Below are 18393 nucleotides of genomic sequence, written 5' to 3' on the forward strand. Positions count from 1 at the left end.
GCCATGAACATATTGATGTGGCTCGTGCCGATAGCGCTCGCAATGGGGTTCGGGGGGCTTTGCGCCTTTTTGTGGTCGATCGGAAACGATCAATATGATGATCTGGAGGGGGCAGCGGAACGCATCCTTCTCCATCAGCAGGAGGATTATCCGCTCCTGGACAGGAGCAATCACATGTCCACGGAGGGAGATCGCGAAGATCGGTAGTGTGCGGGAAAAGTTCCGCATCTTGACGCAGGCAATACCGAAATTGCCATCAGATTGGGAATGCTTCCATGCCAGAGATCACGAAACTTAAAATCGACCCGGTTGCAGCGGTGGCGTTTTTATTCGGAGCGGCCGTTATCCTTCCCAGTCTGATCTCACTCACGCTTACCCTTTTCGCTGTCGCTCGCGCGCTTTTGGGCTGACCCGGAACGGGCACACTCGCGAAAGCCCGTCCGCTCAGTCTCCTTCACCGGCGTTCGGGCTGAAATCAGCGAGCTTTCCTGGAACACCGTTCAACGCATCTGCCTCGGGCATAGGCGGCTTCTTCCGGGTGATATTGGGCCACTTGTTTGCATATTCCGCATTGAGCTCCAGCCATTGCGGTGTAGCCGCTGCATCCGTATCCGGGAATATCGCCTCTGCAGGACATTCAGGAACGCAAACCCCGCAGTCGATGCACTCATCGGGATGAATGACGAGCATGTTTTCGCCTTCATAGAAGCAGTCGACGGGACAGACCTCTACACAATCGGTGAACTTGCACTTGATGCAGTTATCCGTGACCACATACGTCATCGTCGATGCCTTCGCCATTAAAGATATACTTTACATATATCTTTTTGGGCAAGAAAATCCAGCGGTTTCCATTCCCTCAATCCGCCTCGCGAACACGCTCCCGATTCATGCCGCTCTTCGTTCCCGTCTTTCTAAAATCGGGACCGCGGGTCTCGTCATCGACGGGTGGCAGGCGGCGAAAGTCCCTCTTGCGAAGAGCAATGTCAGCCAGCGTGTATCGGTCCAACGTATGGACAAACGAATTCAGCGCTTCATTGAGAACGCTCGCCAGCTCACACTTCCGGGTAAGGACGCATTGATTGCCAGTCGCGAAGCATTCGACCAATGCAAAATCCGGTTCCGTTGCGCGAACCACCGCACCGAGACTGATTTTCTCGGGAGGCAGCGCAAGCATGAACCCGCCCGATCGGCCTCTTACACTTTTCAGATAGCCGGCTCTGGTCAGGATATTGACCACCTTCATCAAATGCGCTCTGGAAATGTCATACACTTTCGCCGTCTCATCGATCGTAACAAGCCGCTCATTCTCGGCGGCCGCATACATGAGAACGCGCAAGGCATAGTCGGAAAGTGTCGTCAAACGCATAAGTCACCCATTTCATAGACCTCCAGCCCGGTCCGGCCCGGCCCGGCCCGGCATTGTCTTGTTGTAGCGGAACGCCCTGGGCCAGCCCCTGCGACAAACGGCATCATAGCGTTCCGACGCAGAATCTTATGATATATTTTATATATATCTAATAGCCGCGGGCAGAATATTGCAGCTTTCAATCAGACCGGAGCGGGAAGGTTCAGATGAGGATAGACGCAGCACGAACAGAAGCATGGCCGCTCCTCAGCTACGGCTTCCGCCCGTTCTTCTTCGGCGGCGCCATATGGGCGGTCGCGGCGATGGTGCTCTGGATCGGCATGATAACGGGCAATCTCGATCTCGCTCCAGGGCTGCCTCTGGTGTCCTGGCATGTTCATGAGTTCCTGTTTGGGTATGTCGGCGCGATCGTAGCGGGCTTTCTGCTCACTGCCGTTCCCAACTGGACCGGGCGCCCTCCCTTGCGGGGCGTTCCACTCCTCGCCCTTCTGGCTCTGTGGATCGCGGGAAGATGCGCCTTCTTGTTGTCGGGATGGACTGGCTATGCAGCAGCGGCGTTTATCGACGCTCTCTTCCTTCCGGCCCTTGCCCTGCTGATCTTGCGCGAGGTTCGGGCCGCCGAAAACAAAGGCAATGTGCGGATAGGCATTCTTGTTTTCGTATTGGCTCTCGCCAATATCCTTTTCCACACTGAAATGATTGTCTACGGGCAAGCCGCGTTTGCAACGCGCGGTTCCATTTCTCTCATCATTCTCCTGATCATGCTGATCGGCGGACGTATCGTTCCAAACTTCACCAGAAACTGGCTTGCGGGAAAGGGAAGCCACCGCCTGCCTGCGCAAATGGACCGGTTTGACTATGCGGCGCTTGCGACCGGTGCCGTTGCGCTCGCATTGTGGACTTTCCTTCCGGCGGCCCCCCTCACCTGTCTTTTTCTGCTCGCCGCCGGCGCTCTTCATACGGTGCGTCTCGGACGCTGGTCGGGCTGGCTGACGATGCGGGAGCCTCTCGTCTTCATCCTTCATGCCGGATACGCATTCATACCCCTGGGCTTCGCACTGGTCGGGCTCTCCCTGATCTGGCCGGATGTTCTCTCCCCCTCCGTTGCCCTTCATGCATGGACGACCGGGGCAATGGGCGTGATGACGCTGGCCATCATGACGCGTGCAACCAGAGGGCACTCGGGCCGCCCCTTGACCGCTCCTCCGTCAACTCAGCTCATATATCTGTGTGTTGTTGCGGCGGTTACCTTCCGGCTGACGGAGCTTGTCTTCCCCGATGCGGCACTCACGCTTTATGCGCTTTCCGCCATCGCATGGATCGCCGCCTTCGCCGGGTTCCTGATCATCTACAGCCCGATGCTTCTCTTTTCCCGAAGCTGACGTCCGGTCTCGCCTTAAAGCGAGACCGGACATATTCGCTCAGATGACGCCCAGTGCCTCCATTGCCTCGGCAACGCGCACAAAACCGGCAATATTCGCCCCGAGGACATAATCTCCCGGCGAGCCGTACTCGTCCGCTGTCTCCGCGCAGAGATCGTGAATGCCAATCATGATTTCCGTCAGACGCTTCTCGGTCCGTTCAAACGTCCAGCTATCCCGGGACGCGTTTTGCTGCATTTCGAGCGCAGAGGTCGCAACCCCTCCCGCATTTGCGGCCTTTGCCGGACCGAACAGAACGCCAGCCTCCCTGAACGCCGCAATGGCGTCAGGCGTGCACGGCATATTCGCGCCCTCGCCGACGGCCACAACACCATTACGGATCAAGGTTCTCGCATCTTTTCCGGTCAGTTCGTTCTGCGTGGCTGACGGCATTGCGACATCGCAGGGAACGTCCCAGACAGTTCCGCCGCCGATATAGCGAGACGCTCCCTTTCTGGTTTTGGCGTATTCGGAAACGCGCTCGCGCCTGATTTCCTTTATTTCCTTGAGCAGATCAAGATCGACACCGTCTTCGTCGATGATGAATCCGTTGGAATCGGAACAGGCCACAACCTTTCCGCCGAGGCTGATAATCTTTTCCATTGTGTAGATCGCAACATTTCCCGACCCGGAAACGACAACCTTCTTACCCTCGAAGTCTGTGTTCCTTGTACGGAGCATGCACTGGACGAAGACCGCCGCTCCATAGCCGGTGGCTTCCTTGCGTGCCCGGGATCCGCCGTAGATCAGCCCCTTGCCTGTCAGAACGCCCGCTTCGTAGCGGTTGGTAATGCGCTTGTACTGCCCGAACATATAGCCAACCTCGCGGGCGCCCACGCCAATATCGCCCGCTGGCACGTCGGTATATTCACCCACATGTCTCTGAAGCTCCGTCATGAAAGACTGGCAGAAGCGCATGATCTCGCCGTCGGAGCGATCGCGGGGATTGAAGTCCGAACCGCCCTTCCCGCCGCCAATCGGCAGCCCCGTGAGTGCATTCTTGAAGGTCTGCTCGAAGCCGAGAAACTTGATGATGCCCAGATTGACCGACGGGTGAAAACGAATACCCCCCTTGTGCGGTCCCAGTGCGGAATTGAACTGAACCCGGAACCCGCGCGCGATGTGATGACGCCCCTTGTCGTCCATCCAGGGCACGCGAAATATAATCTGCCGCTCAGGTTCGCAAATCCGTTCGATCAGCGCGCTGTTCGCATAGTGGGAGTGTTTCGCCACAACGCGGCCAATGCTGCCGAGAACTTCCAGCACTGCCTGATGGAATTCCACTTCACCGGCATTTCGGCGCAATACCTCTGCAAATATCGGTTCGATCTTTTCGTCGATTGCGGTCATTTTCTTCTCGTTGTTAACGCTATTACGACTGCGGGGTAACCCGTGCTGGCATGCCCCCCGCCAGAATCAGGGCGAGGCGAGAGGCCACCCTCCTGGCGGAGCGTCTAGGCGATGCGGGTATGAAGGTCCACGCTTCTTCTTGTCGCATCCGCGCGGGTCCGCCCCCCTCCGGGGACGTGCCGGAAGGCCAGTTCTTTTGCCCCTAGTCTTTCTTGCCTCTCAGGTAATCCGCGAGAACGAACGCATGATTGTGGGCCTCGTCGCGTGCGCCATAGAGAAGCGTTGCGCGCCTGTCCCCTAGCTCTTTCTTCAAGGAGGCTACCTTTTCTTCATTCTCGTCGAGCTCGCGGCGATATCTCTTCTTGAACTCTTCCCACCGTGCGGGATCGTGACCGAACCACTTGCGCAGTTCCGCACTGGGCGCAACGTCCTTGTGCCACGCTGAAAGAGCGGCCGCCTCCTTCGTCATTCCGCGTGGCCAGACCCGATCGACCAGGATTCGCATGCCATCACCGCGTTCTTTCTCTTCGTATATCCTCTTCACCTGAAGTTTCATCGCTCACCACTCCCGGCCGGATTTCCAGAAAAGATGCTTCAGCCGAAGAATAACATGTATATAATATATTTCTTTAAGGCGTCCTGTCGATATCCCCACGGGCCATAAATGGCAGGCACCAGAACGGCAGAAGAACCCTCCAGCGAAATATTCGTTGCCATGATTTGAAGGAACAGCAGTCCGGGCTTCGCGAACGCTCCCGCGAAAGCCGGTTTCTCCAATGGATAAAATCCCTATACAGATGAATATCGAACGGATCATGCTTCGACTGATCTTCATACATCCCGATGGAACCGAGACGCAGCTGAGCGTCCCCCCGGGCACGAACATCATGGATGTAGCGGTCAAGAACGACATCGACGGCATTTCCGCAAATTGCCGGGGCAATTGCGCCTGCTCCACATGCCACGTCTATGTTGAGCCGGAATGGCTGGAACGCGTCGGCGCGGCAGCCGGCATGGAAGAAGACATTCTCGACTTCGCGCCCGATGCGAGACCCGGAAGCAGACTGTGCTGCCAGCTTGTCATGTCGAAGCCTCTCGACGGCCTCAGGTTGCGCATTCCCGATTGGCAGCGCTGGAACTGACCGCCCGAAGCCGTTCAGCCCCGCTCGGCCGACGCAATCTCCCTGTTCCTTTCTTCGCCGCTTGCGCTTTGCGGCTATTTTTATATAATCACGATTATGCCAAAAAAGATCGACCATGATGAACGCCGTCGAGACATTGCCAGAGCGGCCATTGCCGTGATCGGCGAGCAAGGCATCGACAATACGAGGCTCATCGATGTCGCCCGCGCGGCGGGTGCGACGACCGGCAGCATCACCCATTATTTCGAGGACAAGGACGCGGTGCTGCTCGCAGCGCTCGACCATGTCGCCCAGAATATCCTGTTCATGCTGCGTCACCCGGAGAAGCCGGAAGACCTCGTCGAGCTGGCAGCGCTTATCCTGCCTGTGGATGAGGAAAACCGTCGTGACTGGCGCGTCTGGATGAGTTTCTTCAGCCGCGCGATAGGCGATCCCGTCCTCGCCCGCATCAACAAGGCTTATTACGACGAGTTCCGCGACGGGCTCGCTGCCATCATCCGCCGCCAGCAGGATGATGGCACCCTCTCGGCACATATCGATCCTGCCGTTACGGGCGATGCGATCATCTCCATCATCGACGGCTTCTGCATTCGCGCCACGCTCGAACCAGAAGAGTGGCCGGTCAAGCGTCAGAAAACTCAGCTCGAAGCCATGCTGCGCCCGCTCCTGCCAAGACCGGAGAAGCGGCGCAAGCAAAAGGGAGGATAGAAATGCCGAAGCTCGAAACCTTGCCTGCCACGGCAAGCACGGACGAAATTCTCACCGTCTTGAAGCGCGACGGCGCGCTCATCCTGACCAACGTCCTGACACCGGAAGATCTCGCCCAGGTTCGCGCCGAGACCATGCCCTATATCGACGCGACGCCGAACGGCGCGGACGATTTCGTCGGCCACAACACCACCCGCACCGGCGCGCTCGTCGCCCGCTCCGCCAAATGCCGCGAACTCGTTTCGCATCCGAAGATCGTGAGCGCAGCCGAAACCTTTCTCAAGCCCTTCTGCGAGCGCATCCAGCTTCATTTGACGCAAGTCATCCGCATTCGCCCCGGCCAGACGAAGCAGCAATTGCATCGCGACCGCTGGGCATGGGGCACCCACCTGAAAGACATTGAACCGCAGTTCAACACGATCTGGGCGATCAGCGACTTCACGAAAGAAAACGGTGCTACACAGGTCTGCCCCGGCAGCCTTGACTGGCCTGACGATTATCAGGCCAAGGACGAAGAGATCGGTTATGCCGAGATGCCCGCCGGCTCCGTACTGGTCTATTCAGGCGGCGTCTTTCATGGCGGCGGCGCGAATGTGTCGAATGGCGACCGCGTCGGCATCAACATCACCTATACGCTCGGCTGGCTTCGTCAGGAGGAAAATCAGTACCTCTCCTGCCCGCCCGAAATCGCGAAGACGCTCTCGCCGGATTTGCAGGCGCTGATCGGCTACTCGATGGGCGGCTATGCGCTCGGCTATTACACGCCTCCCCTCGCCCCTGGCGAAGGCCCGGAAAGCGTGCCGCCCGAATATGCGTTGGGTCACACGGAAACGGCCATCTCAACGCTCGGCAGCGCCGATCTGCTCGAAAGCATCAGAGACGAAATAAAGGGCGAGAAGCAGACGGCGTAAGCCGTCTGCCCTGTCCCGTCAGACGAGCCGGCTTTGCTCCACCGCCGCTTCCACGAAGGAGCGGAACAGGGGGTGCGGCTCGAACGGCTTCGACTTCAGTTCGGGGTGATACTGAACGCCGATGAACCAGGGATGCGTCGGGATTTCGACGATCTCAGGCAGCAATCCATCGGGGGACACGCCTGACATGACGAGCCCCGCGGCCTCGATCTGGTCGCGGTAGGTCATGTTGACTTCGTAGCGATGGCGATGGCGCTCGGAGATGGTCGTCGAGCCGTAGATCTCCGCGACCCGGCTTCCTTCCTTCAGCACCGCATCATATGCGCCAAGGCGCATCGTGCCGCCGAGATCGCCATTGGCTGCGCGCTTCACGAGTTCGTTTTCGCGCATCCATTCCGTCATCAGGCCGACGACAGGCTCGTTTGTCGGCCCGAACTCGGTCGAGCTCGCGCCTGTGAGGCCGCCTATGTTCCGCAGCGCCTCGATTACCGCCATCTGCATGCCGAAGCAGATGCCGAAGTAAGGCACGTTGCGCGTGCGTGCGAATTCGGCCGCGCGGATCTTGCCCTGGCTGCCGCGTTCGCCGAAGCCGCCCGGCACCAGAATGCCGTTCACGTCTTCGAGGTAGTAAGCCGTTTCTTCCGTATCGAAGATTTCGGATTCGACCCATTTCAGGTTCACGCGAACCTTGTTCGCAATGCCACCGTGAACCAGCGCCTCCATCAGCGATTTGTAGGCGTCCTTGAGGCCGGTGTACTTGCCGACGATGGCGATGGTCACATCGCCTTCCGGTTCGCGGATATTATGCGTGATGCTCTGCCAGCTCGCGAGGTTTGGTATCTCCGCATCCTTGATGCCGAAGACGGAGAGCACTTCGTCGTCCAGCCCTTCAAGGTGATAGGCGTTCGGCACGTCGTAGATCGTGTCGACATCCATCGCCTGGATCACGGCGCTTTCACGCACGTTGCAGAAGAGCGCGATCTTGCGCCGCTCATCCTTCGGGATCGGCCGGTCGCAACGGCACATCAGCACGTCGGGCTGAATGCCGATGGAGCGCAGTTCCTTCACGGAGTGCTGCGTCGGCTTCGTCTTCATCTCGCCCGCCGAGGGGATGAAGGGCATCAGCGTCAGATGGATGTAGCAGGTCTGACCCCGCTCAAGCTCGTTGCCGAGCTGGCGGATGGCCTCGAAGAACGGCAGGCCCTCGATGTCGCCCACCGTGCCGCCGATTTCGCAAAGTACGAAGTCGACACCCTGATTGCCCGAAAGCACGAATTCCTTGATGGCGTCCGTCACATGCGGAATCACCTGCACCGTGCCGCCCAGATAATCGCCGCGGCGTTCCCGCGTGATGATCTCCTGGTAGATGCGTCCGGTGGTGATGTTGTCGGCGCGGCTCGCGGGCACGCCCGTGAAGCGCTCATAGTGACCGAGATCGAGGTCGGTCTCGGCCCCGTCATCCGTCACATAGACTTCGCCATGCTGGATCGGGGACATGGTCCCCGGGTCCACATTGAGATACGGGTCGAGCTTCCGAAGCCGCACGGAATAGCCCCGCGCCTGCAGGAGTGCGCCAAGCGCCGCCGAGGCCAGACCTTTACCGAGGGAGGAAACCACGCCGCCGGTGATGAAAATGTACCGCGTCATGGGCCCCTAGATTACACCAAGCAGAATGATTCGAAGCGGCAATTGCAGCTCCGGGCAAAAATAGTCGAACCGGCGGAAAACGGCCCAAAAGGCCGGTTCCACCGGAAAATCTCGTTATTGAGCGCGCGGGACGCTGGGTTCGGCAGGCTCGGGAGCGGTCGCGGGGCTCTCGTCGGCATTGCTGCCGGCGGGGGCTTCGGCCGGCGGTACGTCCGGTGTCGAGAAGTCGGAGCCGATCGGGGCGGGAACCGCGACGTCGCCTGCGTCTTCTGTCTGGGACGGGGGCACAACCCGGTCGAGCACGCTGTCGACCGAACCGCCGCGCGCAGCGATGATGCCGAGCACAAGGCTGGTGGTCATGAAAAGCGCGGCAAGGATCGCCGTTGCACGTGTCAGCGCATTGCCTGCGCCGCGGCCGCTCATGAAGCCGTCGCCGCCGCCGCCAATGCCAAGCGCGCCGCCCTCGGAACGCTGGAGCAGGACGGTCGCGACAAGCGCCACCGCGAGCATCAGGTGAATGATCAGAATGATGGTCGCCATGAGACCTCGGGCCGCCCGAATCCGGAATTTGAACGAAAATTAAGCCTCGGCTGCCTCAAAAGGCGACCGGGCCAGTCGCGGCGCGTTGTAGCGCATGAAGGCGCAGGTTTCCAGTCCCTTGGCGCTTTCCCCGGCTCTCCGGCCGCAACTTGTCTGGCGTGTTAGCTGGCTTGGGCTGCCGACTGCTGTTCCTCGGGGGAAAGCTGACCTTCCCGCACCATACGCTCATGGCCGTCGGCAAGGTTCTTGACCCGATACTGATAGCCCTGCCCTTCGGAGGGAAGCTGCTTCAGCACGGTGTAGCGGCCGCGGGCCGCCGGCGGATAGGAACCGCCTGCCGTGAATTCAACGGTCTCGCCGATTTCGTATCTGTGTTTTTCCATGGCTCAGTCCTCTGGGGTCTCGTCCGCCCCGGCGCCCTCTTCGGTCTGGGCTTCTTTTCGGATCGCGGCTTTGTCTTCGCGTTCCTTCAGCTTCTGCTGCGCTTTGGCAGCCTTCGCGCGATCACGTTCGGCGCGTTCGTGCCGGTAGTTCGGTTTGAAGGCCATGTCTCACTTTCGTTTGACGCGTTCGAGGGTTTTCACGCGCCCGCGCGGACGGCCGGACTTCTCTGCGATGTCCCGGTCCTGTGCCTCGATCACGGCCTTTGCGCTCGATGTGTCGGCAAGGCCATCAAGTGCCGATGTCGGCACCTTCCGGTTGGAACTCAGCGAACCATCCTCATAGACGACATTGAATGCGATGAACTCGCCGTCCATGGGCTTCTTGCGCGCCATATTCTTCCCCGAGAATAGAAAAGGGGCGCCGAAGCGCCCCTTAAGCAGTTGGTTCAGGCCGAGCGAAGATTCGCGGCCGAAACCTTGCCGCTGCGCTGATCGGTCTCGAGGTCGTAGGCAATCGCCTGACCTTCGTCGAGACCGCGCATGCCGGCGCGTTCAACTGCGGAGATGTGGACGAAAACGTCCTTGCCGCCGCTTTCCGGCTGAATGAAGCCGAAGCCCTTCTGGGAGTTGAACCACTTAACTGTTCCGTTCGCCATGTATGGCATTCCTTATAACGTTGGTATTACCGCCGGTGCTTAATGCAAACCGAAGGATCAAAATTTTAGGGATCGGGAGAGACAGGTCCGGCGCTCGATCGCGAGCGTGGAGAGCAGCCGAACCGGTAAAATTCGATGGTGCTCATATAGACGGTAAACTGTCATTTTACAAGGATTAAGCGCATGCCCATGTTTAATTCCCTGCTTATGATCCGCGTTTGTCGCCCGCGGGCGATATGGGAGCCGTCCCGGAAGGCATGACAGGCCCGCTCGGCGCGGCCATATCCGCGGCTGGAAGCGGCTCCGCAATCGGTGCCACTTCGCGCATTTCCGGCGCAAGAACAGGCTTTCCTGCCGTCAGCGCCCAGTTCCCGCCCGAGGAGGCCAGCCGGGCAAGCGCGCCAAGGTCCGGCCTGCCCTTTTGCGCCTTGAGCCCATAGGCCAGGTGTCCGTCAGACCAGAATATCCGGCTTTCATCACCCGCTCCTCCGGTCTCCGGCGGAATGGAATTTTGGGGCATAGGCATCACCGCCAATTCGACGGTCTCGCCCGATGCCGGGTTTTCGTAACGTGCCCTCACCATCGTCTTTCCTTCCGCTGCCGTGCGGCTGACCCGGGAGAGAGCAAAGCCCGCGCCGGAAAAGTCCGGCAGGTTGCGGGCCACGGCCAGCCGGTCGGGTTCCGTTCGTGCCCGTACCGCCTCGACACCCGCCATTGCCGCGTCGGCGGCCATCCGCCCGGGATCGGGGTGGTCCTTCATCAGAGCCGCAACGGTTTCCTCGGGCATCTTCCCGCCCGGAACACCGCCGGATAGTTGCCCCGCAAAAAATCCGATCGCCAGCGCGGCTGCAACGGCCGCCGCCGTGTGGCCCACGCGCGGGAGCGACGGCCAGGCTCGCGGGCCGAAGGCGCTTGCGAACCTGGCGGAATTGCTTTCCTCGACCGCAAAGGCTGCCTTCAACGCCTCGTTGATCGTTTTTATGTCCTCGACCTTGCGGCGGGCGGGCGGATCGCGTTCGAGCCGCTGTTCCACAGCGAGCTTGCGCTCGGGGTCACGCTCCAGCAGCCCGTCCGCGTAGGCATGCAGGATTTCCTCGAACCCGTCGGGAGCATGTTCGTTCTCGTCCCGGCCTGTCATTTCACTCTCCTCAAGCGAGTGGTTGTGCGGCGATCGGCGGTCTCGCGTGCCGGCATGCGTTCCGCATCGCTCACCATCTGGCGCAGAGCTTCGCGCCCCCGGAACAGCCGCGAGCGAAGCGTTCCTATCGGCACGTCGAGCACGACAGCCGCTTCATCGTAACTCACGCCCTCCAGTGCCACGAGCAGCACCGCCGCGCGCTGGTCGTCTGGAAGAGACGCGAGGCCGCGCAACACATCGTCCGCCGCCAGCCGCGCTTCCTGCGGCGGCAATCGTTCGTGAACCGGATCGGCCATTATTTCCGGATCGGTATCCGCAAGCACTGGCTTCGCCTTGCGGCGCGAGTTCAGGAAGACCCGGTAGAGGATCCTGAAAAGCCAGCCGCGCACAGACCCTTCGCGCCGCCACGAGTCGCGTTTGCGCCATGCGCGCTCAAGCGCATCCTGCACAAGGTCGTCGCCTTCGTCGGCCGATCCGCACAGCGAGCGCGCAAATCGCCGCATATGCGGAATTTCTCTCGCTACGTAGCTTTCAAGTTCGTCCATGCACCGGCGTCTCTTCGGGTGTGCTTCACCCTTCGAACGCAACAGACACCTGTGACGAAAAGAAGTTCCCTGAAAGAAAACCTTATTCCGATGAAACTTTTACGCGCGCCGCCCTGTCTCTTTCCCGGTGCCGTCATCATGCGTGCAGCGCATTTCGGCAACAGGAAATCAATCAAGGAGCAGTTATGCGCAAGAAAGAAAGCAACGCCCATTCCACGATTCTGGGTGCCGTCATGCTGGGGTTCTCGTTCGTCGCGGTGGCAGCGCCCGCCATGGCGGGCGATCGGGTCGCGCAGGCAGGGCAACCCGCAGGCAGCTTTTCCGATGAGCAGTTGCAGGCTTATGCGAACGCGGCCATCCAGGTGCAGCAGATCAACAGGGCCATGGAACAGGCATCGCAGAACAAGTCGGACCCGGACGAGATGCAGCGCATGCAGCAGCAGGCCTATGCTGACCTCGAGCGCGTGATCAAAAGCAATGGTCTGACCATCGAGGAATACAACGCCATCGGTCAGGCCGCGCGGACCGATGAGGAAGTGCGCAACAAGGTCACCGCCTACTTCGAGCAGATGCAGCAGCCTGCCCGGTAGGCCGTCATCGCGCTGACCATCAGTCACGAGAGGCGCCGTGTCTCCGTCCGGCGCTTGCGGCTCCCGGCATTCCCTCCGCCGGGGGCCGCATCACCATCAAGACGCCGGCAGACCCGCGCCGATATCGATCCAGCTGCCCTCGCCAATCTCGAGAATCTTGAATTCCTTTTCGCGGTGCATTCCGGCAGTGCGGTCCACGCTGATAAGCGCAAGCACGATCCATGTGCCCGCCTTTTCGTTCACCAGCGGCAGATCGAGCGCTTCGCATTTGAGCGTGTAGCCGGTCGCGGCTTGCACGGTGACCGGGAAAACCCCGCCACAGGGCACGGAGATCAGCGGTTCGCTTGCCGCGAGGAAGCCCGCCATCGCTCCCTTTTCCAGAAGGTCAAGGTATTCCTTCTTCGTGGGATCGAAACCGAGAATTTCGACAAGTTTGGAACCGGCATAGCGGAACGTCGCCGCTTCAAGGCTCTTATACTCGACCATCACCGTCATTGGCATGAGCTGCCGGATTGCAAGCGGATCAAAGTGCTTGCGATCCGGCACAAGTCCCTTTTCCCTCGGAAGGCTCTGCCAGTAATCGAAAAATTTGCGGCTGTCGTCGGTACGAAAAGCTGTGGCGGTGTTCATTATTGCCTGTTGCTTTCTGCCCCCCGGCCCGTCTGTTACGCGTAGGCGGAGATGATACCCCAGAAGTCGTCCGCCTTCAGGCTCGCGCCGCCGACCAGCGCGCCGTTCACATTCGGCACCGCCATCAGCTCGCTGGCGTTGGAGGGCTTCACCGAGCCGCCATAAAGAATACGCATCTTCGCGCCTTCCGCGCCGAAGCGGCTTTCCAGCGCCTTGCGGATCGCGGCATGGACCTTCGCTACATCGTCCGGCGTCGGGGTGCGGCCGGTGCCGATTGCCCAGACGGGCTCATAGGCGACCACTGTCGTCTTTGCAGTCGCGCCATCGGGCAGCGAGCCCTTGAGCTGTGTGCGAATGATCTTGAGCGTCTGGCCCGCATCGCGCTCGGCTTCCGTCTCGCCGACACAGACAATCGCTACGAGCCCGGCGCGGTGCGCGGCTTCCGCCTTGGCGCGCACGATCTTGTCCGTCTCGCCGTGATCGGCGCGGCGTTCGGAGTGACCCACAATCACATAGGCCGCACCCGCATCCTTCAGCATCTCCGCCGAGATGTCGCCCGTATGTGCGCCGCTCTCCTTCGCGTGGCAGTCCTGGCCGCCAATGGCAATCTTCTTGCCCTTGGCGGCTTCCTTCAGCGTCGTGACAAGCGTTGCGGGCGGGCAGATCAGCACGTCGCAGGCAGGCTTCGTCTTTCCGGCCAGTTTCCGCGCCAGCGCGGTCACTTCCTTCTTCGAGGCCCTCACCCCGTTCATCTTCCAGTTGCCTGCTACCAGCGCCTTTACGCGTGCCGCCATCTTCTTCTCGCTCCGCTCATGATCTGCTCCAACTGCGTCCGTTTAGCAGAACCCCCCGCCCCCGCCAACAAGGGCAGGACAATGGGTCAATTACACCTGAGTGAAATAGAACACAGTCAGTTCAAACTTTTTCATTTCAATGACTATTCCATTGGCAAGTATACGGTCCGGGTGTAGCTTGCGCGCCATGGCAAACCTTCGTCAGCAAACGGTCGAAAAGACCTTCGGTTGGAACTACTCGCCTTCGGGGCCGGGTCGCTTGCGCGCGTGCTGAATTAAGCCTGCCATCGACACTTGAGAGCCCCATCCACCAGATCGGGGCTCTTGTGTTTTAGGAACTCCGGTCACTGAGCCACCCTCGTGTTCCGGGAGTCCATCATGTTCATCGAATACTTTGCATTGCCGCCCGGCAGCGGCAATGGGCATTCTGCCCTTATCGCCGTCCCCGCATGGGAAATCCGCGGCCCGCCTGATTTCATGCCGCCGATCGCCTGACCGTCACCGACGCCCGCCTTCCGGCATGGCGCTCTTTCGCGAAATGTGAACGAGCGAACGGGAAAGTCATACCGCTCGCCGGTGATGTAAATACTCAATGAATACTTTGCCTTTCTCCGCCGCGCGGAGAGAGAAGGAGACCGCTCATGCTTGCCGCCGCCGCGTCCTGGACCGCCCGCAACGCCCGCTCCTCGGGTGTCGCCGCCGCTCTGGCCGTCTTCACCGTCACCGCGCTCCAGACCCAGGCGCCCGCTGACTTTCTCGATGTGCTGGCAATATTGCTGCCCGCACTTCAGGCCGCCCTGCCCGCCGCTCTCTTTGCCATTGTCCATGACGAAGAGCCGCACATGCTCGGCCCGGTCTTCGCCCTGCTCCTCTGGGGCGTCACGGCCTTTGCCGCCATGTGGTTCCTCGTCGCGATCACGCGTGCCGGGATCGACGCCTATGTCCGGTTTGGCGTTCCGCCCGTCTTTCAGGTCATGCCCTGAGGGCGGGCGGCCCGGCTCCGGGCCCTTGGACTGGCTTTTTCCAAGGGAAATCAAGCCGAAAGCCGCTCCGATCCGCTTGCGGGGGCAAGGGCGCGCACCTATCATGCCGCCCTCTCGCGGGAGGGGGTGAGCGGCATGCCGGACGCCCGACAACGCAATCCATGAAGAAAGACGCCCTATGCTCGATTCAATGCGCAGCGCCGCCTCTGGTATTCTCGGGAAGGTCATCATCGGCGTGCTGGTGATCGCCTTCGCGGTCTGGGGAATCGCCGACATTTTCACGGGCTTTGCGGGCGACACCGTCGCAACGGTCGGGGATGAGGAAATCGATTCGGCCACCTATGACCGTGAATTCCGCATCGAGATGGATCGCGTCACCCAGCGCCTCGGTACGCAGCTCACGCCGGAACAGGCTCGCGCCTTCGGCCTCGACCGTTCGGCGCTGTCCCGCCTTATCAGCATCGCCGCGCTTGATGGCGCCGCAAAAGATATGGGGCTCGCCGTCGGCGATGACGCGGTCGGGCTCGATATCATGACCGACCAGAACCTTCAGGGCGCCTTCGGCCGTTTCGACCGCGAGCTTTTCCGCCAGACGCTTCGCGCCAACGGCATCAGCGAGGAGCGTTTCGTCGAGCAACGCCGCAAGGGCATGGTGCGTGAGCAGCTTGTCGATGCCATTTCCGCTGGCGTCGCCGCGCCGGAGTCGATTGTCGGCGTCGTCGCGCGCTATCAGGAAGAGACGCGCACCGCCGGTTACATCATCCTGCCGCCCTCGCTTGCCGGCGAGATCGATGACCCGGATGAAGAGACGCTTCAGGCCTTCCATGAAGCAGGCGCCTCCGCCTTTACCCTGCCGGAGACCCGCGACATCAGCTTCATGGTGCTGGAGCCCGAAGACATCACGCAGACCATGACCATTTCCGACGAAGACCTGCGCGCGGCCTATGAACAGCGGCGCGGCGACTACGATGTGCCCGAGCGGCGCGACATCCAGCAGGTCACATTCGCTTCCGAGGAAGCCGCAAACGACGCGCTCGAAAAGCTGCGCGGCGGCACTGCCACGGAAGAGATCGTCGCCGAACTCGGCCTCACCATGAAAGACGTGGAACTCGGCATGATTTCCCGCGCGGAGCTTCTGTCGCCCGCCCTCGCCGATGCCGCCTTCTCCGCCGAAAGCGGCGCGTGGAGCGAGCCTGTCAGCGGCCCGCTCGGCTGGTCCATTTTTCATGTCGGCGAAATCTCGCCCGCCAAACCCAGCACCTATGAAAGTGTGAGGGCAGATCTGCGCCGCACGATGGAACTCGAACTGGCGCAGGAACAAATCTACGACATCCAGAACAATATCGAGGATGCCCGCGCGGGCGGCGAGTCGCTGGCCGATATCGCGGCCCGCTACAGCCTGACCCTGCGCGAGATCGATGGCGTCACCGATGACGGCAAGACGCGCAAGGGCGATCCGGTCGAATTGCCGGAAGAGCTGCCGGACCTGCTCGAAACCGCCTATGCCAGCGGCATCGGCGAACAGATCCCGCCGCTTGCGACCGCGGGCCAGGGTTATTACTGGGTCCAGGTCGATGCGATCACGCCCGCCGAGGTCCAGCCGCTCGAAGAGGTGCGCGAGCGCGTCCTCTCGATCTGGAAGGAGAGAAAGCGCACCGCCGAGCTTCAGGCGCTGGCAGACAAGCTGGTGGAGCGCGGCAATGCCGGCGAAAGCTTCGAGAAGATCGCAGGCGAATATGACCGCAGCGTTCTCACCATGCCGGGCATAGGCCGCAACGCACAAAACGACACCTTCTCGCGCACCGCCGTCGCCAGCCTCTTCGCGACGCCGGAAGGCGGCTTCACCTCCGGTCCGGTCGGGGTTGGCGACAGCCTGCTTCTGATGCAGGTAAAGGAAATTCGTGAGCCCGATCTCAAGCAAGGTTCGGAGAAATATGCAGAGATCGAAAAGAACGTCCGCGATTCGATCGAGGCCGACATGCTTCAGATTATCGTGACGGGCTATCAAAAGGAGCTGGGCGTCGAAGTGAATGCGGGCCTCCTGGCCCAGATCACCGGAGCGAGCACCACGCAATGATCCTGCCGGAGTTCGATTCCTTCGAGGCCGCCTACAACGCCGGCACGGCGCAGGTCGTCTATACGCGCCTCGTTGCCGACCTCGACACGCCTGTCTCCGCCATGCTCAAGATCGCGGAAGACAAGCCGAACAGCTTCCTTCTCGAATCCGTCGAGGGCGGCGACAGCCGCAATCGCTATTCGATCATTGGTCTCAAGCCGGACGCCATCTGGCGCACGACGGGCGATGCGGCGGAGATCAATCGCAAGGCGCGTTTCGACGATGGCGCTTTCGAGCCCTGTGCCGGTGGTGCGCTGAAAAGTCTGCGCGCCTTCATCGAGGAAAGCCGGATCGAGCTGCCGGAAGAACTGCCGCCGATGGCAGCCGGTGTCTTCGGCTATATGAGCTATGACATGGTGCGCCTCATGGAGCACCTCCCGGACCAGAACCCGGATGCACTCGGCCTGCCCGACGGCATCTTTCTCCGTCCCACCATCATCGCCGTCTTCGATTCCGTGAAGGACGAGGTAACGCTCGTCACGCCCGTGCGTCCCGAGCCCGGCGTCAGTGCCCGCGCGGCCTATGCGCGCGCCAGCGAGCGCCTGTCTGATGTGATTGCGGATTTCGACCGTGCCCTGCCGCATGGGCACCGTGAAGCAGACATCGCCGCGCTTGAAGAGCCGCGCTCCAATACGCCGCGCGACACCTATTACGGCATGGTCGAACGCGCGAAGGAATATATCGCAGCGGGCGATATATTTCAGGTCGTGCTCTCGCAGCGTTTCGAGACGCCATTCGAGTTGCCGCCCTTCTCGCTCTACCGCGCGCTCCGGCGGATCAACCCCTCGCCTTTCCTCTATTTCCTGAACTTCGACAATTTCTCCATTGTCGGATCGAGTCCTGAAATTCTCGTTCGTGTGCGGAACAATCGCGTCACGATCCGCCCCGTCGCCGGAACACGCCATCGCGGAAAAAACAAGGCCGAGGACGAGGCGATCTCCGAGGAGCTTCTCGCCGATCCGAAGGAACGCGCGGAGCATCTGATGTTGCTCGACCTCGGGCGCAACGATGTCGGCCGCGTCTCGAAGATCGGATCGGTCGAGGCAACGGAGCGTTTCGCGCTCCAGTTCACCTCGCATCTCATTCACATCGTATCGAATGTCGAGGGCGACCTCGATCCATCCTATGACGCCATATCCGCCCTTGTCGCAGGCTTCCCCGCGGGCACCGTTTCAGGCGCGCCCAAGGTCCGGGCGATGGAGATCATCGACGAGCTCGAACTTGAAAAGCGCGGCCCCTATGCCGGTTGCGTCGGTTATTTCTCCGCGGCTGGCGAGATGGACACCTGCATCGTGCTGCGCACGGCCATCGTGAAGGACGGCAAGATGTATGTGCAGGCCGGTGGCGGCGTCGTGGCGGATTCGAGCCCCCAGGGCGAGCATCAGGAAAGCATCAACAAGGCGAAAGCGCTTTTCCGCGCCGCCGAGGAAGCCGTCCGCTACGCCTCGCAGGCAGGCAAGCGGCAATAGG

The 18393-nt window shown here is 60.8% G+C and carries 23 protein-coding genes; 9 read left to right on the forward strand and 14 right to left on the reverse strand.

Annotated elements, in window-relative coordinates; translation table 11 throughout:
• Window positions 1-3 precede the first annotated feature (3 nt).
• Window positions 4-207 (forward strand): cbb3-type cytochrome oxidase assembly protein CcoS, encoded by a 204-nt coding sequence (gene ccoS / locus ABJO61_RS03950; protein ID WP_348322818.1) that lies wholly within the window; start codon window positions 4-6, stop codon window positions 205-207.
• 237 nt (window positions 208-444) lie between these two features.
• Here the strand turns inward: ccoS and fdxA are convergent, their stop codons facing one another.
• Together fdxA and ABJO61_RS03960 are read right to left on the reverse strand one after the other, a co-directional pair.
• Window positions 445-783, reverse strand: coding sequence for a ferredoxin FdxA (gene fdxA / locus ABJO61_RS03955; protein WP_348322819.1), 339 nt, complete (start codon window positions 781-783; stop codon window positions 445-447).
• 76 nt (window positions 784-859) lie between these two features.
• A complete protein-coding gene (locus ABJO61_RS03960) occupies window positions 860-1369 on the reverse strand; it encodes an Rrf2 family transcriptional regulator (RefSeq protein WP_348322820.1) in 510 nt (169 codons plus the stop codon).
• 206 nt (window positions 1370-1575) lie between these two features.
• Here ABJO61_RS03960 and ABJO61_RS03965 point away from each other — a divergent pair, with 206 nt between their 5' ends.
• Window positions 1576-2751, forward strand: a complete 1176-nt coding sequence (locus ABJO61_RS03965) for an NnrS family protein (RefSeq protein ID WP_348322821.1) — start codon at window positions 1576-1578, stop codon at window positions 2749-2751.
• A gap of 39 nt (window positions 2752-2790) precedes the next feature.
• Here ABJO61_RS03965 and gdhA read toward each other — a convergent pair whose 3' ends face one another.
• Window positions 2791-4140: an NADP-specific glutamate dehydrogenase gene (gene gdhA, locus ABJO61_RS03970; RefSeq protein WP_348322822.1), complete on the reverse strand. Its 1350-nt coding sequence runs from the start codon at window positions 4138-4140 to the stop codon at window positions 2791-2793.
• A 202-nt stretch (window positions 4141-4342) separates the two neighbouring features.
• Window positions 4343-4696 (reverse strand): DUF488 domain-containing protein, encoded by a 354-nt coding sequence (locus ABJO61_RS03975; RefSeq protein WP_348322823.1) that lies wholly within the window; start codon window positions 4694-4696, stop codon window positions 4343-4345.
• Window positions 4697-4937: 241 nt separating this feature from the next.
• Between ABJO61_RS03975 and ABJO61_RS03980 the strand changes: the two genes are divergently transcribed.
• From ABJO61_RS03980 to ABJO61_RS03990, 3 genes are all read left to right on the forward strand, one after another.
• A complete protein-coding gene (locus ABJO61_RS03980) occupies window positions 4938-5282 on the forward strand; it encodes a 2Fe-2S iron-sulfur cluster-binding protein (protein ID WP_348322824.1) in 345 nt (114 codons plus the stop codon).
• A 96-nt stretch (window positions 5283-5378) separates the two neighbouring features.
• Complete coding sequence (locus ABJO61_RS03985) at window positions 5379-5990, forward strand: TetR/AcrR family transcriptional regulator (protein ID WP_348322825.1); 612 nt, start codon at window positions 5379-5381, stop codon at window positions 5988-5990.
• 2 nt (window positions 5991-5992) lie between these two features.
• On the forward strand, window positions 5993-6901 hold the full coding sequence (locus tag ABJO61_RS03990; RefSeq protein WP_348322826.1) for a phytanoyl-CoA dioxygenase family protein: 909 nt from the start codon (window positions 5993-5995) through the stop codon (window positions 6899-6901).
• Between the two features lie 18 nt (window positions 6902-6919).
• Here the strand turns inward: ABJO61_RS03990 and ABJO61_RS03995 are convergent, their stop codons facing one another.
• The 8 genes from ABJO61_RS03995 to ABJO61_RS04030 all read right to left on the reverse strand — a co-directional run bounded on the left by ABJO61_RS03995 (window position 6920) and on the right by ABJO61_RS04030 (window position 11810).
• The gene (locus ABJO61_RS03995; RefSeq protein ID WP_348322827.1) at window positions 6920-8548 is read right to left on the reverse strand and encodes a CTP synthase; all 1629 of its coding nucleotides are present in this window, start codon (window positions 8546-8548) and stop codon (window positions 6920-6922) included.
• Window positions 8549-8662: 114 nt separating this feature from the next.
• On the reverse strand, window positions 8663-9088 hold the full coding sequence (gene secG, locus ABJO61_RS04000) for a preprotein translocase subunit SecG (RefSeq protein ID WP_348330659.1): 426 nt from the start codon (window positions 9086-9088) through the stop codon (window positions 8663-8665).
• Window positions 9089-9249: 161 nt separating this feature from the next.
• Window positions 9250-9471 carry a hypothetical protein gene (locus tag ABJO61_RS04005; RefSeq protein WP_348325708.1) on the reverse strand — a complete coding sequence of 74 codons (222 nt, stop codon included), beginning with the start codon at window positions 9469-9471 and terminating at the stop codon, window positions 9250-9252.
• Between the two features lie 3 nt (window positions 9472-9474).
• Window positions 9475-9636: a hypothetical protein gene (locus ABJO61_RS04010; protein ID WP_293330987.1), complete on the reverse strand. Its 162-nt coding sequence runs from the start codon at window positions 9634-9636 to the stop codon at window positions 9475-9477.
• A gap of 3 nt (window positions 9637-9639) precedes the next feature.
• Window positions 9640-9864 carry a hypothetical protein gene (locus tag ABJO61_RS04015; RefSeq protein ID WP_348325710.1) on the reverse strand — a complete coding sequence of 75 codons (225 nt, stop codon included), beginning with the start codon at window positions 9862-9864 and terminating at the stop codon, window positions 9640-9642.
• Window positions 9865-9917: 53 nt separating this feature from the next.
• On the reverse strand, window positions 9918-10127 hold the full coding sequence (locus tag ABJO61_RS04020) for a cold-shock protein (RefSeq protein ID WP_293330993.1): 210 nt from the start codon (window positions 10125-10127) through the stop codon (window positions 9918-9920).
• A 205-nt stretch (window positions 10128-10332) separates the two neighbouring features.
• Window positions 10333-11265, reverse strand: a complete 933-nt coding sequence (locus tag ABJO61_RS04025) for a hypothetical protein (RefSeq protein ID WP_348325712.1) — start codon at window positions 11263-11265, stop codon at window positions 10333-10335.
• Window positions 11262-11810: an RNA polymerase sigma factor gene (locus ABJO61_RS04030; RefSeq protein WP_348325714.1), complete on the reverse strand. Its 549-nt coding sequence runs from the start codon at window positions 11808-11810 to the stop codon at window positions 11262-11264. Before ABJO61_RS04030 ends, ABJO61_RS04025 begins: the two co-directional genes overlap by 4 nt.
• A 185-nt stretch (window positions 11811-11995) precedes the next feature.
• On the opposite strand from ABJO61_RS04030, the gene ABJO61_RS04035 reads away from it, so the two are divergent.
• A complete protein-coding gene (locus ABJO61_RS04035; RefSeq protein ID WP_348325716.1) occupies window positions 11996-12400 on the forward strand; it encodes a DUF4168 domain-containing protein in 405 nt (134 codons plus the stop codon).
• Window positions 12401-12496: 96 nt separating this feature from the next.
• Here the strand turns inward: ABJO61_RS04035 and ABJO61_RS04040 are convergent, their stop codons facing one another.
• The gene (locus tag ABJO61_RS04040) at window positions 12497-13030 is read right to left on the reverse strand and encodes a PAS domain-containing protein (protein WP_348325718.1); all 534 of its coding nucleotides are present in this window, start codon (window positions 13028-13030) and stop codon (window positions 12497-12499) included.
• 35 nt (window positions 13031-13065) lie between these two features.
• Window positions 13066-13824 carry a triose-phosphate isomerase gene (gene tpiA, locus ABJO61_RS04045; protein WP_348325719.1) on the reverse strand — a complete coding sequence of 253 codons (759 nt, stop codon included), beginning with the start codon at window positions 13822-13824 and terminating at the stop codon, window positions 13066-13068.
• Window positions 13825-14465: 641 nt separating this feature from the next.
• Between tpiA and ABJO61_RS04050 the strand changes: the two genes are divergently transcribed.
• From ABJO61_RS04050 to trpE, 3 genes are all read left to right on the forward strand, one after another.
• Window positions 14466-14807, forward strand: coding sequence for a hypothetical protein (locus ABJO61_RS04050; RefSeq protein ID WP_348325721.1), 342 nt, complete (start codon window positions 14466-14468; stop codon window positions 14805-14807).
• Window positions 14808-14985: 178 nt separating this feature from the next.
• The gene (locus ABJO61_RS04055) at window positions 14986-16884 is read left to right on the forward strand and encodes a SurA N-terminal domain-containing protein (protein WP_348325723.1); all 1899 of its coding nucleotides are present in this window, start codon (window positions 14986-14988) and stop codon (window positions 16882-16884) included.
• A complete protein-coding gene (gene trpE / locus ABJO61_RS04060; protein WP_348325725.1) occupies window positions 16881-18392 on the forward strand; it encodes an anthranilate synthase component I in 1512 nt (503 codons plus the stop codon). Before ABJO61_RS04055 ends, trpE begins: the two co-directional genes overlap by 4 nt.
• The last annotated feature ends 1 nt before the right edge of the window (window position 18393 follow it).

It is taken from the genome of Parvibaculum sp. (genome assembly GCF_039973015.1).
In the GTDB taxonomy this organism is placed as follows: domain Bacteria; phylum Pseudomonadota; class Alphaproteobacteria; order Parvibaculales; family Parvibaculaceae; genus Parvibaculum.

Bases quoted from the DNA above. Each gene is read 5' to 3' on its own strand.
- ABJO61_RS03985 (WP_348322825.1), top strand. From the start codon at position 5,379: ATGCCAAAAAAGATCGACCATGATGAACGCCGTCGAGACATTGCCAGA.
- ABJO61_RS04010 (WP_293330987.1), bottom strand. From the start codon at position 9,636: ATGGCCTTCAAACCGAACTACCGGCACGAACGCGCCGAACGTGATCGC.
- ABJO61_RS04050 (WP_348325721.1), top strand. From the start codon at position 14,466: ATGCTTGCCGCCGCCGCGTCCTGGACCGCCCGCAACGCCCGCTCCTCG.
- ABJO61_RS04005 (WP_348325708.1), bottom strand. From the start codon at position 9,471: ATGGAAAAACACAGATACGAAATCGGCGAGACCGTTGAATTCACGGCA.
- ABJO61_RS03975 (WP_348322823.1), bottom strand. From the start codon at position 4,696: ATGAAACTTCAGGTGAAGAGGATATACGAAGAGAAAGAACGCGGTGAT.
- ABJO61_RS04035 (WP_348325716.1), top strand. From the start codon at position 11,996: ATGCGCAAGAAAGAAAGCAACGCCCATTCCACGATTCTGGGTGCCGTC.
- ABJO61_RS03995 (WP_348322827.1), bottom strand. From the start codon at position 8,548: ATGACGCGGTACATTTTCATCACCGGCGGCGTGGTTTCCTCCCTCGGT.
- secG (WP_348330659.1), bottom strand. From the start codon at position 9,088: ATGGCGACCATCATTCTGATCATTCACCTGATGCTCGCGGTGGCGCTT.
- ABJO61_RS03960 (WP_348322820.1), bottom strand. From the start codon at position 1,369: ATGCGTTTGACGACACTTTCCGACTATGCCTTGCGCGTTCTCATGTAT.
- trpE (WP_348325725.1), top strand. From the start codon at position 16,881: ATGATCCTGCCGGAGTTCGATTCCTTCGAGGCCGCCTACAACGCCGGC.
- ABJO61_RS04015 (WP_348325710.1), bottom strand. From the start codon at position 9,864: ATGGCGCGCAAGAAGCCCATGGACGGCGAGTTCATCGCATTCAATGTC.
- ABJO61_RS04040 (WP_348325718.1), bottom strand. From the start codon at position 13,030: ATGAACACCGCCACAGCTTTTCGTACCGACGACAGCCGCAAATTTTTC.
- ABJO61_RS04025 (WP_348325712.1), bottom strand. From the start codon at position 11,265: ATGACAGGCCGGGACGAGAACGAACATGCTCCCGACGGGTTCGAGGAA.
- ABJO61_RS03980 (WP_348322824.1), top strand. From the start codon at position 4,938: ATGAATATCGAACGGATCATGCTTCGACTGATCTTCATACATCCCGAT.
- ABJO61_RS03990 (WP_348322826.1), top strand. From the start codon at position 5,993: ATGCCGAAGCTCGAAACCTTGCCTGCCACGGCAAGCACGGACGAAATT.
- tpiA (WP_348325719.1), bottom strand. From the start codon at position 13,824: ATGGCGGCACGCGTAAAGGCGCTGGTAGCAGGCAACTGGAAGATGAAC.
- fdxA (WP_348322819.1), bottom strand. From the start codon at position 783: ATGACGTATGTGGTCACGGATAACTGCATCAAGTGCAAGTTCACCGAT.
- ABJO61_RS04020 (WP_293330993.1), bottom strand. From the start codon at position 10,127: ATGGCGAACGGAACAGTTAAGTGGTTCAACTCCCAGAAGGGCTTCGGC.
- ABJO61_RS04055 (WP_348325723.1), top strand. From the start codon at position 14,986: ATGCTCGATTCAATGCGCAGCGCCGCCTCTGGTATTCTCGGGAAGGTC.
- ABJO61_RS03965 (WP_348322821.1), top strand. From the start codon at position 1,576: ATGAGGATAGACGCAGCACGAACAGAAGCATGGCCGCTCCTCAGCTAC.
- ccoS (WP_348322818.1), top strand. From the start codon at position 4: ATGAACATATTGATGTGGCTCGTGCCGATAGCGCTCGCAATGGGGTTC.
- gdhA (WP_348322822.1), bottom strand. From the start codon at position 4,140: ATGACCGCAATCGACGAAAAGATCGAACCGATATTTGCAGAGGTATTG.
- ABJO61_RS04030 (WP_348325714.1), bottom strand. From the start codon at position 11,810: ATGGACGAACTTGAAAGCTACGTAGCGAGAGAAATTCCGCATATGCGG.